1 protein-coding gene is annotated in these 18730 nt (G+C 75.3%); it reads right to left on the bottom strand.

Features of this window, described 5'->3' with window-relative positions; genetic code table 11:
- Window positions 1-5: 5 nt before the first annotated feature.
- Window positions 6-18614 carry a non-ribosomal peptide synthase/polyketide synthase gene (locus tag ACWC9R_RS20045; RefSeq protein WP_450733250.1) on the bottom strand — a complete coding sequence of 6203 codons (18609 nt, stop codon included), beginning with the start codon at window positions 18612-18614 and terminating at the stop codon, window positions 6-8.
- Window positions 18615-18730 lie beyond the last annotated feature (116 nt).

Below are 18730 nucleotides of genomic sequence, written 5' to 3'. Positions count from 1 at the left end.
GTTCCTCACCGTTCGTTGGGGTCGCTGGTGCCGCGTGCGGCGTCTTCGAGTTCGCGCAGGACGTGTTCCTCCACGAGTTCCGCCAGGGCGGCGACCGTGCGGGCGGTCAGCACATCCCGGGGAGTCAGCTCCACGCCGAAGGTCTCGTTGACCCGGGAGGCGATGAGCAGGCTGCGCAGCGAGTCGCCGCCGAGGGCGAAGAAGTCGTCCTCGGCGCCCACGCCCGTTTCCAGGGCCTCGGACCAGACGTCCGCGAGGAACTGCTCCGTGGGGGTGCGCGGGGCGACCTGGGCGGCCGGCTCCGCGACGTCCGGGCCGGGTGCGGGCAGGGCCGCGCGGTCGGTCTTGCCGTTCTCGGTGAGCGGGAAACGCTCCAGGACGACGAAGGCCGAGGGGACCATGTGGCCGGGCAGGGTCCGGGCGGCGAAGGAGCGCAGCGCGGCGCCGGACGGGACCTCGGTGTCCGGTGCGGCGAGCAGATGGGCCACCAGACGCGGCCTTCCCGGCTCGTCCTCCCGTACGGACACCACGGCGTCCGCGACGGCGGGGTGGCCGGTCAGGGTGGCCTCGACCTCGCCCGCCTCGATGCGGTGGCCGTGCAGCTTCATCTGGTGGTCGGTGCGGCCGAGGTAGTGGAGTTCGCCGCGGGCGTCGCGGCGGACCAGGTCGCCGGTGCGGTACATCCGCTCGCCGGGCGCGCCGTAGGGGTCGGCGGTGAACCGGGTGGCGGTCAGGCCGGGCCGGTGGAGGTAGCCGCGGGCCAACGAGGCTCCGCTGATCCACAGTTCGCCGGGGACACCGTCGGCGACCGGGCGCAGCCGCTCGTCGAGCACATAACTGCGGCTGCCCGCGCGGGCGCGTCCGATGGGCGGCGCGGCGCCGTCGGGCACCAGCGGGCCGGACCAGGTGGCGACCACCGTGGTCTCGGTGGGCCCGTACGAGTTGATCATCCGGTGGTGCGGGGCCCAGCGGGCGACCAGGTCGGCGCCGCAGGCGTCCGCGCCGACGATGAGGGTGCGCAGGTCCGGCAGGGTGCCCGCGGTGGCGGGCGGCACCGTGGCGAGCGCGGCGGGCGGCAGCAGGGTGTGGGTGATGCGCTCCCGGCGGAGCACCTCGGCGAGTTGCTCGCCGAGCAGCGGGCCGGGCGGCGGCACCACGAGGCAGGCACCGGCCGGCAGGGCCATGCACAGCTCCAGCACCGAGGCGTCGAAGCTGGGCGTGGCGAAGGCCAGCACCCGGTCGCCCGGCCGGACCTGGTAGTGGTCGGCCTCGGCGGCGGCGAAGGCCGCCAGGCCGCGGTGGGTGACGACGACGCCCTTGGGGGTGCCGGTGGAGCCGGAGGTGTAGATCACGTAGGCCGGGTCGTCGAGGTCGAGCGGGCGGACCCGGTCCCGGTCGGTGAGCCGGTGGCCGGGTGCGTCGTCGTCCCCGGCGGCTAGGAGGTCATGGACCTCGGTGGCCTCCAGGGTGACGGCCGGGGCGGCGTCGCGCAGCATCAGCGCGATCCGCTCCGAGGGGTACCCGGGGTCCACCGGCAGGTAGGCGGCGCCCGTCTTGGCGGTGGCCAGCTGGGCGACGGCCATGTCGGCCGATCTCGGCAGGACCAGGGCGACGAGGTCGCCGGGACCGGTCCCGCGGGTGAGGAGGTGGTGGGCGAGGCGGTTGGCCCGCGCCTCCAGTTCCGCGAAGGAGAGGTGCAGGTCCGGCGCGGTCAGCGCGGGGGCGTCCGGCCACCGGTCCACCGCCGCCTCGACGAGCGCGGCCAGGGGGGCGGCCGGGACCGTGTCCCCGGCCGGCTCGGTGCGCCCGGTCAGCCGGTCGCGCTCGGCCGGCGGCAGGATGTCGATCCCGTCCACGGTCGCCGCGCCGCCGGGTGCCGCCAGGGCGCCCAGGGTGTGCACCAGCTGGGTGGCCAGGGAGCGGGCCGTGGACTCCTCGAAGTACCGCGGGTCATAGCCGAGTTCGACGCTCAGGCAGGTGTCGGGCGAGATGACCACGGTGAGCGGGTAGTTGGTGGCCTCCAGGGCGTGCAGATCGCGGACGCGCAGGCCGTGTGCGGTGGCCGCGGTGTCGTTGATCGGGTAGTTCTCGAAGACCACCAGGCTCTCGAACAGTGCCTCCCCGGCGGGGAGTTCGCTCCAGCCGCGCAGGTCGGACAGCGGGACCTGCTCGAAGCCGCGCGCGTCGGCCTGCGCGGACTGGAGGCCGCGCAGCCAGTCGGCGGGGGCCGCGCCGCCGTCCACCCGGCACCGGACCGGCAGCGAGTTGATGAACAGGCCGGTGATGGCGTCGGCGCCGGGCAGGTCGGCGGGCCGTCCGGAGACCGTTGTGCCGAAGCACACCTCCCGCTCTCCGCTCCAGCGGGCCAGCAGCAGGCCCCAGACCCCCTGGACGACGGTGTTGAGGGTGAGGTGGTGGCGCCGGGCGAAGTCCTGGAGCGCCGCGCTCTCCTGCTCGCCGAGCCGCTCCGAGAGCCAGGTGCCGGCGCGGGTGGCGGCCCCCGGCGCCGGGCGCCGGTCGTAGGGCAGCGGGGTGGGTGCGGTCAGTCCGGCCAGCGCGCCGCGCCAGTGCTGTTCGGCCGGGGCCGGGTCGTGGGCGGCGAGCCAGGCGGCGTAGTCCGCGAACGGCCTGCGGTCCGGCAGCTCGGGGGCCTCGCCCCGGGTGAGCGCCGCGTGGCAGGCGAAGACGTCCGAGAGCACCTGGAAGACGCTCCAGCCGTCGAGCAGCACATGGTGGAAGGTCCACACGACCCGTACCTCTGCCGGGGAGAGCCGGATGAGGGTGAGCCGCAGCAGCGGCGCCCGGTCGAGGGCGAGCCCGCGGTCCCGGTCGTCGGCGAGCAGCCGGGTCAGTGCGGCCGCGCGCTCCTCCTCGGTCAGGGCGCTCCAGTCGAGTGCGGTGACCGGCAGGGTGACCGAGCGGTGCACGGTCTGCAGCGGTACCGGCACCTCGTGCAGCACGACCGCACTGCGCAGCACGGGGGTGCGGTCGACGACGTGCTGCCAGGCGGCGGCCAGCAGCCGGGAGTCGGGCACCCCGTCCAGGACGAAGGTGGCCTGTTCGACGTAGAGCCCCTGGTCGGGTTCGTCGAGCCCGTGGAAGACCATGCCGGTCTGGGTGGGGGTCAGCGGATAGATGTCCGTGACATCCCGGCCGTCGCCGGCGAGCCGGTCGACGGTGTCCTGGTCGAGGCGGACCAGCGGGAAGTCGGAGGGGGTGCGGCCCCCGGCGTCCGGCCGGGCGCAGTGCCGCACGATCTCCCGGAGTTCGGCGGCCATCTCCTCGGCCAGCCCGGCCACGGTGGAGCGCAGATGCAGGTTCGCCGAGTACGACCAGGTGAACTCCAGGCGCTTGTCCGTGACCAGGCCGATGACGTCGATGAGGTGCGGCCGGTCGGCCGACAGGTCCATGTCGCCCGCCAGCGCACCGTACGGCGCGTGCAGCAGGCCGTCGCCCGCGGAGGCGCTCCAGTCCTGCTGGCCCAGGTAGTTGAAGGCGATCTGCGGGTCGGCGGGCAGCCCGGTGGCGGCCGGGGTACGCAGATGGCGCAGCGCGCCGTGGCCCAGGCCGTGCCGGGGCAGGGTCCGCAGGCCCTCCTTGGCGGACTTCAGCGCCGTGGCGAGGTCCGCGTGCGGCGGCAGGTCCAGGGTGACCGGGAACAGGGTGGTGAACCAGCCGACGGTGCGGGAGAGGTCGACGTCGTCGAAGATCTCCTCGCGGCCGTGGCCCTCCAGTCCGATCCGTACCCGGTCCTGCCCGGTCCAGCGGGCCAGCACCCGGCCCAGGGCGCACAGCAGCACGTCGTTGACGCGGGTCCGGTAGACGTCCGGCACGTCCTGGAGCAGCTGCCGGGTCTCCTCGGCCTCCAGGCGGACGGTGACGGTGTCCTCGGAGTCCGCCGAGTTGCGGCCCGCGTAGTCGACGGGCAGCTCCGCCTGGCCGTCCTGGCCGTCCTGGCCGCTCCAGTAGGCGAGTTCGTCGTCGAAGCCGCCGGCCGCGGTGTGGTCGTGCAGCCGCTGCGCCCAGGCGCGGAACGAGGTGGTCTTGGGGCCGAGCGCGGCCCGCTCCCCGGCCCGGACCCGGCGGTAGGCGGTGTCGAGGTCCTCCAGGACGATGCGCCAGGACACCGCGTCGACGACCAGGTGGTGGGCCGCCAGCAGCAGCACCGGCCGGTCCTGGTCGCCCAGGTGGCACAGTGCGGTCCTCAGCAGCGGCCCGTCCGCGAGGCCGAAGCCGGCGGACAGCTCCGCCGACAGCGCGCGCAGCCGCGCGGCCCGGGCCTCCGGCTCCAGGGCGGAGAGGTCGTGGACCGCCAGGGCGGGTGCCGCGCCGGGCGCCGCGCTGTACTGGCGCCAGTGGCCGTCGCCGGCGGGCTCGTACACCATGCGCAGGGCGTCGTGGTGTTCCAGCACCGCGGCGAGCGCGGCCCGCAGCGCGCCCTCGTCGACCTCGGCGGCCAGCTGGAAGGAGAGCGCCTGGGTGAAGTGCCCGGGGCTGTCCGGGACGCTGTCGAACAGCCAGTGCTGGACGGGGGTGAGCGGCACCTCGCCGACCACCGGGCCCTGTTCGGCGGTGGACACCGTGGCCGGCAGGTCAGCGGCGGCCGCGGCGAGCGCGGCCACGGTCTGGTGGACGAACAGATGGCGCGGGGTCAGCGCGAGGCCCGCGCGGCGGGCCGCGGAGACGATCTGGATGCTGAGGATCGAGTCCCCGCCGAGCGCGAAGTAGTTGTCCTCGGCGCCCACCCGCTCCAGGCCCAGCACCGAAGCCCAGATCCCGGCGAGGGTCTTCTCGGTGTCCGTGCGCGGCGGGACGTACCCGGCGGCCGGGGCCGCCCAGTCGGGCGCCGGCAGGGCACGCCGGTCGAGCTTGCCGGTGGCCCCCAGCGGCAGCCGCTCCAGGGGGACGACGACGGCGGGGACCAGGTGGTCGGGCAGGCTCTCGGCGAGGAAGGCCCGCAGCGCGGCGGGGTCGGTGTCCTCCGCGCCCCTGGTGACGACATAGCCCACCAGGCGCTTGTGGCCGTCGGACTCGGTCACCGCGGCGGCGGCCTCGGCCACCGCGGGGTGCCGGGCCAGCGCGGCCTCGACCTCGCCCAGTTCGATGCGGAAGCCGCGCACCTTGACCTGGTCGTCGCCGCGGCCGAGGTACTCCAACTGCCCGTCGGCGTCCCAGCGTACAAGGTCGCCGGTGCGGTACATCCGCTCGCCCGCGGGGCCGAAGGGGTCGGCCAGGAAGCGCCGGGCGGTGAGTCCGGGCCGCGCGAAGTAGCCGCGGGCCACGCCGGTTCCGGCGAGGTAGAGCTCACCGGGCACCCCGACGGGGACCGGCCGCAGCCGCGGGTCGAGGACATAGGCCCGCGCGCCGGCGACCGGACTGCCGATCGGCGGGGTGCGGTCGGGGTCGGCCGGGTCGCAGTACCAGGCGGTGGCGTAGACGGTGGCCTCGGTGGGGCCGTAGATGTTCGCGACCCGGCAGCCGGGGACGGCGGCGCGCACCTCCCGTACGGTGCGGGCGGCGAGCCCCTCACCGGCCAGCACCACGGTGTCCGCGGTGACATGGACGGTGTCCTCGGCGAGCAGCTGGCCGAGGGCGGAGGGGACGGCGCTGAGCAGGCTCGCGGTCCAGGGGGCGGAGCGTTCGGCGAGGGCCAGCAGGTCACTCACGATCTCGACGCAGCCGCCGGACAGCAGCGGGCTGAAGATCTCGAAGACCGACACATCGAAGTTGAGCGAGGTGGAGGCCACGACGTGGGACAGGCCGCGGCCGCCGAACTCACCGGCCGCCCAGTCGGTCAGCGCCACCACCGACCCGTGGGTGGCCACCACGCCCTTGGGCAGGCCCGTCGAGCCCGAGGTGTGGATGACGTAGGCGGGGTGGGCGGGCAGCAGCGCACCGGTCCGCTCGCCGTCCCCGATGTCGGCGGGGCTCTGCCCGGCGAGCCGCTCCGCGACCCCGGGGGCGTCCAGCGCGATCCGGGTGGCGGGCCCGTCGGGCAGCCGGCCGGCCAGGGCGGCGGTGGTGAGCACGATGTCCGGCCCGATGTCGTCGAACAGGAAGGAGACCCGCTCGGCCGGGTACTTGGGGTCGACCGGCAGATAGCCGGCGCCGCTCTTGAGGACCGCCATCAGGGCCACGACCAGGTCGGCGGTGCGCGGCAGCGCCAGGGCGACGAACCGCTCCGGGCCGGCACCCGCGGCGATCAGCAGTCTGGCCAGGCGGTTGGCGCGTGCGTTCAGCTCCCGGTAGGTGAGCCGGGTCTCCCCGGCCAGCACGGCGGTGGCGTGCGGAGTGCGGGCCGCCTGCGCCTCGAACACCTCGGGCAGCGCCCGCCGCGGCGGGGTGGCGGCGGTGCCGCCGAACTCCCGCAGCACGCGCCCGCGCTCGTCGGCGGTGAGCAGCGGCAGGTCCCCCAGGCAGCGGTCGGGATCGGCCGCCATCTCCGTCAGCAGGACCCGCAGACAGGTGCCCAGCCGCTCGACCGTCGCGGCGTCGAAGACGGCCGGGTCGTAGTCCAGGGCCACGGTGAGGCGCTCACCGGGGGCGACGATCACACTGAGCGGGTAGTTGGTCGGCTCCAGGTCGCGTTCCTGCTCGATGCCCAGGCCGTGCCGGGACAGCGCCTCGCTGTCGAAGGGGTAGTTCTCGAAGACCACGATGCTGTCGAACAGGTTCGTCCCGCGCGGGACCTCGCTCCAGGTCTGGAGGTCGGTCAGGGAGACGAAGTCGTGGCGCCGGGACTCCGACTGGGCGTGCTGCAGCTCGCGCAGCCAGTCCAGCAGCCCGCGGCGCCCGTCGATCCGTACCGGGGTGGGCAGCGTGTTGATGAACAGCCCGACCATGGACTCCACACCGGGCAGCGCGGCGGGCCGCCCGGAGACGGTGGTGCCGAAGACCACGTCGTCGCTGTTGCCGTAGCGGGACAGCAGCAGGCCCCAGGCGCCCTGGAGCACGGTGTTCATGGTGAGGCCGGCCCGTTGCGCCGTCTCCCGCAGGCGGGCGGAGTCCGCCTCGTCCAGCGCGAGGTGCACCGAGCCCGAGGAGGAGGCGCGGTGGGCCTCCAGCGGCACCCGGTCCCGCGGGAGTTCGGTCGGGGAGGCGAACCCGGCCAGCGCGGTGCGCCAGTACCGCTCGGCCTGGGTGCCGTCCTGCTCCGTCAGCCAGCGCAGATAGCTGCCGAACGGCGGCCGGGAGGGGACGTCGGGGCGGCGTCCCGCGGTGAGCGCCGCGTACCGTTCGCAGACCTCGTCGAAGACCTGGGCCGCGCTCCAGCCGTCGAGCAGGACGTGGTGGAACGTCCACACCAGCCGGACCCGGTCCTCGGACAGCCTGATCAGGGCGAGCCGCATCAACGGGGCAGCGGCGAGGTCGAGTCCGGCCGCCCGGTCCTCCGCGAGCAGGGTGTGCAGCGCGTGCTCGCAGGCCTCGGCGGTGCGCCGGGACCAGTCGTGGTGGGTGACCGGCACGGTGGCCCGTGCCTGGACGACCTGCAGCGGCTCGGCGGTCTCCTCCCACACCAGTCGGGTGCGCAGCACCGGGTTGGCGTCGGCCGTCCGCTGCCAGGCCGTGGCGAGCGCGGCCGGGTCGGTGACGCCGGAGAGCACCAGCTGGACCTGGTTGAAGTAGGTGTGCGCGTCGGGGTCCATCAGGCTGTGGAACAGCATGCCCGCCTGCATGGGCGTCAGCGGGTAGATGTCCTCCACCGCGCGGCCGTCCGCCGCGACCCGGTCCACGGCCGCCTGGTCGAGGCGCGCGAGCGGGTAGTCGGACGGGGTGCGGCCGCCGGCGTCCGGCCCGGCGCAGTGCGCGACGATGTCCTCCAGCGCCCGCAGCATGCCCTCGGCCAGCGCGGTGACCGTCTCCTCCTGGTGCACCTGGCCGCTGTAGTACCAGGTGAGTTCGAGCGACCGCTCCTCGACCCGGCCCACCACGTCCAGCAGGTGCGGCCGCACGGACTCGGGGGCGGCGGCGCCGCCCAGTCCGCCGTGCACGGCGCGGATGAGCCCGCCGTCGCCGGTCCAGTCGAACCGGCCCAGGTAGTTGAAGCTGATCTGCGGCTGGGGCGTGCCGGCGGGTGCGGCGGCCTCCGCGAGGTGCCGCAGCGCCCCGTGGCCGAGGCCCCGGCCGGGTACCGCGCGCAGCTGTTCCTTGACGGACTTCAGCGCCGTGCCCCAGTCTCCGCCCGGGACGTCCAGCGCGACGGGGAACAGGCTGGTGAACCAGCCGACCGTACGGGACAGGTCGACGCCGTCGAAGAGGTGGTCCTCGCGGCCGTGCCCCTCCAGGCCGACGGCGACGGTCTGCTGTCCGGTCCACTCGGCGAGCACCCGGCCGAGCGCGGTGAGCAGCACGTCGTTGATCCGGGTGCGGTAGACGCCGGGCACCTTCTGCAGCAGGTCGCCGGTGCGCCCGCGGTCCAGGCGGACGGTGACCGAGCGCAGGTCGGCCATGGTGTTGCCGCCGTCGGCGTCCACCGGCAGCGCGGTGGCGCAGTGTGCGGCCACCGCGCTCCAGTGCGCGCGTTCGCCGTCGAAGCCGCCGGCCTCGGTGTGGGCGTGCATCCGACGCGCCCACTCCTGTACGGAGGTGGTCCGGGCGAGCGGGCCCACCGGATCGCCGCTGCGGGCCTGCCGGTAGGCGCTCTCCAGGTCCTCCAGCAGCACCCGCCAGGAGACGCCGTCGACGACCAGGTGGTGCACGGTCAGGAACAGCCGCGGCGGTGCGGTGCCCGCGCCGGTGAACAGCCGGGCGGCGAGCAACGGGCCCTCGTCCAGCCGGAATCCGGCGTCCGCCGCGGCCATGGCGGCCTCGGCAGCGGCGGCGCCGTCCTCCTCGTCCCGGCCGGACAGGTCGTGCACCTCCAGCAACCGCGGTGCGGTGGCGTCCGGGGCCGGGCAGTGCTGGCGCCAGGTCCCGTCCGCCCGCCGCTCGAAGCGGGAGCGCAGCGCGTCATGGTGGTGCCAGAGGGCGTCCAGCGCCGCCCGCAGCGCGGGGACGTCGGGCTCCTCGGCCAGTTCGATGACGACGGACTGGTTGAAGTACTCGGGACGGTGCGGCCGGGCGTCGAGGAACCAGTGCTGGATCGGGGTGAGGGCGACGTCTCCGGACACCGGGCCGGTGCCGCTGACCGGTGCGGCGGCACCGGTGGCGGCCGCCAGGGCGGCGATGGTGGGATGCCGGAACAGGTCCCGCGGGGTCAGGGTCAGCCCCGCCCGGCGGGCGCGTGAGACGACCTGGATGCTGAGGATCGAATCGCCGCCCAGCATGAAGAAGTTGTCCTCGACGCCCACCCGTTCGAGGCCCAGCAGGGCGCACCAGATCTCCGCGAGGACGCGCTCGCCCTCGGTGCGCGGCGCGAGGTGCTCGCCGGCGGTGGCCGCCGACCAGTCGGGGGCGGGCAGCCTGCGCCGGTCGACCTTTCCGTTCGCCGTGAGGGGCAGCGCGTCCAGGGTCACGAACGCGGCGGGGACCATGTAGTCGGGCAGCTCGGCGGCGAGGGCGGCGCGCAGCTCCGCCGCCGGCGGCACCGTCGCGTCCGGGGCGGGGACGAGGTAGGCGACCAGGCGCTTGCGGCCGCCGTCGCCGGGCACGGTGACGACCGCCTCACCGACCGCGGGCCGGCGGGTGAGCACGGCCTCGATCTCGGCCGGTTCGACGCGGAAGCCGCGGATCTTGATCTGGTCGTCGGTCCGCCCCACGAAGTGGAGTTCGCCGTCGGCGCTCCAGCGCACGAGGTCGCCGGTGCGGTACATCCGGGTGCCGGCCGGTCCGAACGGGTCGGCCAGATAGCGGGCGGCGGTCGCACCGGGGCGGCCGTCGTAGCCGCGGGCGAGCCCGGCACCGGCGATGTACAGCTCGCCCGGGATGCCCGGCGGCTGGGGCTGGAGCGCGTCGTCCAGCACGTAGACCCGGGTGTTGTCCAGCGGACGCCCGATGGGCAGGGCGGCGGGCAGCGGTTCGCCGGAGCGGAAGGCCCGCCGGGTCGCGAAGGTGGTCGTCTCAGTGGGGCCGTAGCCGTCGACGACGGTGAGGCCGGGGCAGGCGTCGAGGACGCGGCGGACCGCGGCACCCGGCACGGCCTCGCCGCCGGTCCACACCTCGCGGGCGCCGCGCAGGCACTCCGGGTCCTCCTGGGCCACCAGGCGGAACAGCCCGGCGGTCAGCCACAGGCAGGTGACGCCCCGCTCGCTGACGGCCCGGCGCAGGGTGGCGGCGTCCACGTCGGCCGGCGGGGCGAGGACGGCCCGGCCGCCGCGCAGCAGGGGCACCCACAGTTCGTAGGTGGCCGCGTCGAAGGCCTGCGGGGAGTGCACCAGGACGCGGTCGTGTCCGTCGAAGGCGCGGTCGGAGGCGAGCGCCACGACGTCCCGGTGGCGCACCGCGACGCCCTTGGGGCGGCCGGTGGAGCCGGAGGTGAACATCAGGTAGAGCGCGTTGTCGGGGTGGAGGGCGGGCAGCGGCGTGCCGTCCGGGGCGGCCTCGCCGGCCGGCGCGGCCTCGTCCGTGACCAGCAGGGTGCGGCCGCCGGGTGAAGCGGCGCGGGCGGTCTCCTCCCAGGCCGCGTCGGTGAGCACCAGGTCCGCCGTGCTCTCCGCCAGCACCTGCCGCAGCCGCTCCCGCGGGGCGCGCACGTCCAGCGGGACATACACCCCGCCCGCCTTGGCGAGCGCCAGCTGGGCGAGGACCAGGGCGGCCGACCGGTCCATGAGGACGCCGACCGGGGTCTCCGGCCGCACGCCGAGCCCGGCCAGCTCGCGGGCCAACGCGTCGGTGCGGGCGTCGAGTTCCCGGTAGGTCAGCCGAGTGTCCCCCGCGTCCAGCGCGAGGGCGTCGGGGGTACGCAGGGCCTGCGCGGCGAACGCCGCGGCCACCGTGTCCTCGGACACCGTGGTGGCGGTGTCGTTCCACTCCTCGACCACCTGGCGGCGGCGTGCCGCGCCGAGCACCGGCAGCCGGGCGGGCGGGCGCCGGTGGTCCTCGGCCATGCCCGCGAGCAGGACCGTGAGGTACTCCCCCATCCGCTCGACGGTGGCCGCGTCGAACAGCTCCGGGTCGTAGCCGAGCCGTAGCGCCAGCTCCTGGCCCGGGTAGGCGACCAGGCTCAGCGGGTAGTTGGTGGTCTCGATGCCGTCGAGGCCGGTCAGCCGCAGTCCGTGGGCGGCGGCGAGGTCGTCGCCGACCGGGTAGTTCTCGAAGACCACGATGCTGTCGAAGAGCTGGACCCGCTCGGGCAGGTCGCCGAACGTCTTCAGCCGGGCGAGCGGGACGAAGTCGAAGCGCCGGTCCTCGGTCTGGATCTCCTGCACCCGGCGCAGCCAGGCCGTCAGGGTGCCGTCGGCGGGGACCGTCAGCCGGGTCGGGACGGTGGCGATGAACAGGCCGTTCATGGCCTCGACGCCGGGAAGCTCCGGCGGCCGTCCGGACACGGTGGTGCCGAAGACGACGTCCCGGCGGCCCGCCTGACGGGCCAGCAGCATCGCCCAGGCGCCCTGCACCAGGGTGTTCATGGTCAGGCCCGCGTCCTTGGCCAGGGACTCCAGCCGGCGGGTGGTGGCGGCGGGCAGCGCGATCCGCACCGCGGCGGTGGACTCCGCGCGGTGGGCCTCGCGGGGCTCGCGGTCGTAGGGCAGTGCGGTGGGTTCGCACACCCCGTCGAGCCGGTCCCGCCAGTGCCGCTCGGCCTCCGCCCAGTCGCGGTCGCGCAGCCAGGCCACGTAGTCGCGGAAGGGCCGGCGGGCGGGCAGGGCCGCCTCCCCGGGCGCCGCGTCGTCCGCGGCCGCCGGGCCGCGCAGCGCGGCATGGCACCGGAAGACGTCGGAGAGCACCTGGAAGAGGCTCCAGCCGTCCAGCACCAGGTGGTGGAAGGACCACACCACCTGGACCTCGGTGTCGGACAGCCGGGCCAGGGCCAGGCGCTGGAGCGGGGCGGTGCCGAGGTCGATGCCGTGCCGCCGGTCGCGGTCGAGCAACTCACTGAGCCGGCCGGGCCGTTCAGCGTCCGGCAGGGCGCGCCAGTCCAGCTGGGTGACCGGCACCGTGATGTCGCGCTCCACCAGGAACAGCGGCTCGGGCACGTCCTCCCAGACGACGCGTCCGCGCAGCACCGTGGTGCGGTCCGTCACCCGCTGCCAGGCCGCGGCGAAGGCCTCCGGGTCGGGCACGCCGTCCAGGACGAAGGTGAGCTGCTGGAAGTAGACGCTCTGGTCGTCCTGGGAGAGCCGGTGGAAGAGCATGCCGGCCTGGGTCGGGGTGAGCGGGTGGAGGTCCTCGACGGCGTTGCCGTCGCCCACCAGCCGGTCCACGGTGGGCTGGTCGAGCGTGGCGAGCGGGAAGTCGGACGGGGTGCGGCCGCCGGCCCCGGGCCGGGCGCCGTGGCGGGCGATGTCGCCCAGCGCGCGGGCGAAGTTCCCGGCCAGCCGGGAGACGGTCTCCTCGTGGTGCAGGCCGGCCGAGTAGAACCAGGTGAACTCCAGCGCGTCGCCGTCCAGCCGGCCGACGACCTCCAGCGCGTGCGGCCGCTGCGCTGCGGGATCGGCGTCCAGGGCCAGCTCGCGGTACGGGCCTCGGTAGAGGCCGCCGTCACCGCCCGGTGTGCCGAACTGGCCGAGGTAGTTGAAGCTGATGCCGGCGGTCGGGGTGCCGGGCAGGCCCTCCGGCCGGAGCAGATGCCGCTGGACGCCGTAGCCGAGGCCGCGGCGGGGCACGGCGCGCAGCTGTTCCTTGACGGACTTCAGCACGGTGCCCCAGTCGGCGTCCCGCGCCACGCTGAGCGCCACCGGGTAGCGGGTGGTGAACCAGCCGACGGTGCGGCTCAGGTCGACGTCGTCGAAGAGCTCCTCACGGCCGTGGCCCTCCAGGTCCACCGGGACCCGGTCGTGCCCGGTCCACTCGTGCAGCACCCGGCCCAGCCCGCTCAGCAGCACCTCGTTGACCTGGGTACGGAAGGCCCCGGGCAGGGTGTGCAGCAGGACGGAGGTGTCCTCCGGGGTGAGGCGGACGGTCACCGAGCGGGCCGAGGCATAGGTGTTGTCGCCGGTGAAGTCGGTCGGCAGCGCCGGGGTGCAGGTACGGGCCAGCGCCGTCCAGTAGGCCGTCTCGTCCTGGAAGCCGCCGCCTTCCGCGTGCCCGTTCAGCCGCCGCGCCCAGTGGCGCAGCGGGGTGGACTTCGGCGGCAGCGCGGCGTCCGTTCCCCCGCGCCGTGCGCCGTAGGCCCGGTCCAGGTCCTCCAGCAGCAGCCGCCAGGAGACGCCGTCGACCACCAGGTGGTGCACGGCCAGGTGCAGGACGGCGGGCCGGCCGGTGCCGCGGTCGTGCAGCACGGCACGCAGCAGCGGGCCGCGGCCCAGGTCGAACGGCCCGAGGTGCGGTGCGTCCTCGTCGGGTCCGGTGTGCCGCCTCAGGGTGAAGCCGGGCGCCTCGCCGTCGATGTGCTGGCGCCACCGGCCGTCCCCGTCCGGCACGAAGTGCGAGCGCAGGGCGTCGTGGTGGGCGAGGAGGTCGCGCAGGGCGGCCTCCAGCGCCGGGACGTCCAGGCCGTCGGCCAGCTCGACGGAGAGGGTCTGGCCGAAGTGGCCGGCCCGCTCCGGGTCGCTCTCGAACAGCCAGTGCTGGATGGGCGTCAGCGGCGCCGGGCCGGTGGCCCGCGCGGCACGGTCCGGGCCCGGCGCCGGCCGCCCGGCGGCGTCCACGCACTGCGCGAGGGCGGCCACCGTCTGGTGCAGGTAGACATCGCGCGAGGTCACGGCCAGGCCCGCCTGCCGTGCCTGGGCGACGACCTGGATGCTGAGGATCGAGTCGCCGCCCAGCGAGAAGAAGTTGTCGTCGACGCCGACGCGTTCGACGCGCAGCACCTCGGCCCACACGGCGGCGAGCGCCCGTTCGGTGGCGGTGCGCGGCGCCACGTAGTCCGTCGTGCCGGCGGTCGTCCAGTCCGGGGCGGGCAGCCGGTCGCGGTCCAGCTTGCCGTTGGGGTTGAGCGGCATCGCGTCCAGGACGACGACCGAGGCGGGCACCATGTAGTCGGGCACACTGCGGCCGAGGGTCCGGCGGAGCGCGCTCGGGACGAGTTCCGCGCCGGGCTCCGGGACGACATAGCCGATCAGCCGCTTGTGGCCGTCGCCGTCCTGGGTGGCGGCGGCCGCCTGGGCCACCCCCGCACAGCGCAGCAGCGCCTCCTCGACCTCACCCAGCTCGATGCGGAAGCCCCGCACCTTGACCTGCTGGTCGGCCCGGCCCAGGTACTCCAGCTCACCGTCGGAGGTCCACCGCACCAGGTCGCCGGTGCGGTACATACGGCTGCCGGGGCCGGCGTAGGGGTCGGCGACGAACCGCGCCGCGGTCAGACCGGGACGCCCGAGGTAGCCCCGGGCCAGTCCCCCGCCGCCGAGGTACAACTCTCCCGTGACACCCGGCGGTTGCGGACGCAGCATGCCGTCCAGGACGTAGGCACGGGTCCGGGCGACGGGCCGGCCGATGGGCGGGGCCTGCTCCGGCGCGGCGTCACCGGCGAACCAGGCCGTGGCGTACACGGTGGCCTCGGTGGGGCCGTAGATGTTCGCGACCTGGGAGGACGGCATGGTCTCCCGGATCTCCCGTACGGTCCGCGCGGGCAGTGCCTCACCGGCCAGGACCACGGTGTCGGCCGTGAGGGTGCCGGCGTCCCGGGAGAGCAGCCGGGAGATCACCGAGGGGACCCCGCTGATCAGTCCGGCCCGCCGTGGCGCGGCGCCGGTCCCGTCGGCGAGCGCCGGCAGGTCGGCCACCACATCGATGCTGCCGCCGCACAGCAGCGGGCAGAGCAGTTCGAAGACGGACACGTCGAAGTTGAGCGAGGTGGAGGCCACCACGTCCGTCAGCCGCTCCGGGCCGAACCGGGCTCCCGCCCAGGCCGCCAGGTCGGCCACGCTGCGGTGGGTGACCACCACGCCCTTGGGGCGGCCGGTGGAGCCGGAGGTGTAGATGACGTACGCGGGGTGGTCGGGGTGCAGCGGCCGGACCCGTTCGGCGTCGGTGAGGTCCTCCTCCGCGTACGCCGCGAGTTCGGCCGCGGTCTCCGGGTCGTCCAGGGCCAGCCACTCGGTGTCCCCGGGCAGGCAGCCGGCGGTGTCCCGGGTGGTCAGCACGAGGGCCGGACCGGCGTCGGCGAGCATGAACCGGATGCGCTCGGCCGGATATCCGGGGTCCACCGGCAGATACCCGGCCCCCGCCTTGAGCACCGCCCACAGGACGGCGACCAGGTCGGCCGAGCGCGGCAGGGCCAGCGCCACCAGGGTCTCGGGGCCCACCCCGCGCCGCACCAGCAGCCGGGCCAGGCGGTTGGCCCGCCGGTTCACCTCGTCGTAGGTGAGCCGGGTGTCGCCGCAGACGACACCGGTCCGGTCAGGGGTGCGGGCGGTCTGCGCCTCCAGCAGGGCGGGCAGCGTGGTGTCCGGGCCGTCCTGCTGCGGGGTGTTCCAGGCCTCCAGCATGGTGCGCCGCTCGTCGTCCGTCAGCAGCGGCAGTTCGGCCACGGTCCGGTGCGGGCCGTCCGCCATACCGTCCAGCAGAAGGTGCAGCTGACGGCTCATCCGGGCCACGGTCCGGGCGTCGAACAGGTCCGTGTTGTACTCGACGGTGAGCCCGAACGACCCGTCGTCGCGCGGCTGGAACTCCAGGACCAGGTCGAAGCGCGCGGCCGGGCGCGGCAGCGGATGGTCCGCGATCCGCAGGCCGCCGGCCTCCCGCGGGTGCGCCGGGGCGGTCTGCTGGACGACCAGGACCTGGACCAGCGGGGTGCGGCTGGGGTCCCGCGGCGGGGCCAGCTCCTCGACGACCCGGTCGAACGGCACTCCGTCGTGGCCGAAGGCGTCCAGCAGCGTCGCCCGCACCGAGTCCAGGAACCGGTCGACGGTGGCGGTGCCGTCGACATCGCTGCGCAGCACCAGGGTGTTGGCGAAGAAGCCGGTGACCTCCTCCAGCTCCCGGTGGGCGCGCCCGGTGGTGACGGTGCCGAACACGATGTCGCGCCTGCCGGTGTAGCGGGAGAACAGCACCGAGGCCGCCCCGGCGAACAGGGTGAACACGGTGGTGCCCTTGGCGCGGGCGAGCCTGCCGAGGCGTGCGGTCAGGTCGGCCGGCAGGTCGTGCCGGTGGGCCGCGCCCGAGGTGCTGCGCACCGCGGGCCGGGGGCGGTCCGTGGGCAGGTCGAGCTGCGTCAGCCCGGCGAGGTGCCGCTTCCAGTAGGCCAGGTCGTCGGCGTGCCGGTCCGGGGTGGCCTGCGCACGCTCCCATACCGCGAAGTCCGGATATTGCAGGATCGGTTCTGCGAGACCGTCCGGGCTCCCGTCCGCCTCGGAGCCGTACAGTGCCGCCAGTTCACGGACCAGCACCCCGACCGACCACCCGTCGGTGACGATGTGGTGCTGGGCCAGGAGCAGCAGCTGCTCCTCGTCAGCGAGGCGGATCAGCAGCGCCCGGGTCAGCGGCCCCTCGCGCAGGTCGAAGGGGCTCTCCAGCTCCGCGGTCAGCAGCCGCTCGGCCTCCGCCTCCCGCCGGCCGGCCGGGAGGTCCCGCAGGTCGACGGTGCGCAGCGGCAGGCCGGCGGTGTCGTCGACCCGCTGCACCCCGCGCCCGTCCACCGTGGTGAAGGTGGTGCGCAGGGAGTCGTGGCGCAGGGCGAGGCGGTCCAGCGCACGGCGCAGCGCCCCGGCGTCCAGCGGGCCGCCCAGCCGCACCGCGACGCCGGTGTTGTACTCGGTGTCGCCGGCCGTCAGGTCGTCGAGGAACCACAGCCGTTGCTGCGCGCCGGACAGCGGCAGCGGACGGTCGCGGCGGGCCGGGGTGAGCGGCGCCGTACGGTCCGCGGTGGCCGGGTCGCCGAGCAGCGGCACCAGTCCGGCGATCGTCCGGGCGGTGAACAGGTCCCGTACGGACAGCCGGTCGCCGAGGACCTCGCGGATGCGGGAGAGCACCCGTACGGCGAGCACGGAGTCGCCGCCGAGCGCGAGGAAGTCGTCCCCGGTGCCGATGCCGCTGACCGAGAGCACCTCCGACCAGATCCCGGCGAGGGTCCGCTCGGTGGCGGTCCGGGGGGCGATGTGCCCCTCCTCGGGGGCGCGGGCCGGGTCGGGCGCGGGGAGGGCCCGCCGGTCGATCTTGTGCTGTGCGGTCAGCGGGAACGCGTCGAGCACGAGGACGGCGGCGGGCACCATGTGGGCCGGCAGGCTGCCGGCGACGGCGGCGCGCAACTCCGCGGGCCGCGGCGGCCGGAGGGGGTCGGCGGGGGTGACGTAGCCGACGAGCCGCTGCCGTCCGGGCTCGTCCTCACGCACCAGGACCACGGCCTCCGCGACGCGGGCGTGCCGGGTCAGCACCGCCTCGATCTCGCCGGGCTCGATGCGGAAGCCGCGGATCTTGACCTGCCGGTCGAGGCGTCCGAGGAACTCCAGGTCGCCGCCGGCGTTCCGGCGCACCAGGTCGCCGGTGCGGTAGAGCCTGGCCCCGGGCGGCCCGTACGGGCTGGCCACGAACCGGGTGGCGGTCAGCCCCGGACGGTCGAGGTAGCCGCGTGCCACCCCGGCGCCGCCCACGAACAGTTCACCGCTCGTCCCGTCCGGCACCGGCCGCATCGCCGCGTCCAGCACATGGGCCTGGGTGTACGGCAGCGGTCGGCCGATCGTCGGTGTGCCGCCGCCCACGGCCAGCGGCCCGGTCCACGACGCCACCACCGTGGCCTCGGTGGGGCCATAGGAGTTGATCATCCGGCGGCCCGCCGCCCAGCGGTCGGCCAGCTCGGCCGGGCAGGCTTCCGCGCCCACGATCAGCGTCCGCAGGCCGGGCAGTCCGTTGTCGTGGGACGGGGTGGGCAGGGTGGCGAGCGCGGCCGGCGGGATGAGCGCATGGGTGATGCGGTGGTCCGCCAGGACGGCCGCGAGATCCTCGCCCAGCCACGGCCCGTGGGGCGGCACGACGAGGGTCGCGCCGGACAGCACGGAGACGCACAGCTCCAGGACGGAGGCGTCGAAGCTCGGCGACGAGAACTGCAGGACGCGGGCACCGGGCGTGACGTCGTACTGCGCGGCGGCAGCGGCGGCGAAGCCCGCCAGGCCCGTGTGGGGCACCGTCACGCCCTTGGGCGTTCCGGTCGATCCCGAGGTGTAGATGACGTAGGCGGGGTGCTCGGCGCACAGCGGCGCGACCCGGTCGGCGTCCGTCGGTGCGTGGTCCGGCCCGGTGGCGGGCCGGGTCTGCGCCAGGTCGTCGAGGACCACGGCCGGCCGGGCGTCGGACAGCATCAGGGTGCGGCGCTCGGCGGGGTAGGCCGGGTCGACCGGCAGGAACGCGCCGCCCGCCGTGGCCACGGCGAGTTCCGCGACGACGAGTTCGACCGAGCGGGGCAGGACCACCGCCACCGTCCGCTCGGGTCCCACCCCGCGTCCGATGAGGTGGTGCGCGAGACGGTTGACCAGCCGGTCGAGCTCCCGGTAGGTCCAGGACCGCCGCCCGTCGGTCACCGCGGGCGCGTCCGGAGTACGGGCCACCCACGCCGCGAACAGGTCTCCGAGCGGGGTGCCGGGCACGGTCCGGTCCTGCGGCGACGCGGACTCCGGTGCTGAACTCTCGTACTGGTCCGTCATGGAGGTCGGTCCTTCTCAGCGGGGACGGGGCGGTACAGCAGGACATCGGGCGGCCCGGACGAGCGGTCCCGGGCGGTCAGGCCGGAGCGTTCGGACGGATGGCTGCGCGGGGATCG

The organism is Streptomyces sp. NPDC001219, assembly GCF_053597915.1.
The sequence above is the reverse complement of the archived record's forward strand: the minus strand, read 5'-3'. Positions and strand labels throughout refer to the sequence as shown.

Bases quoted from the DNA above. Each gene is read 5' to 3' on its own strand.
- ACWC9R_RS20045 (WP_450733250.1), bottom strand. From the start codon at position 18,614: ATGACGGACCAGTACGAGAGTTCAGCACCGGAGTCCGCGTCGCCGCAG.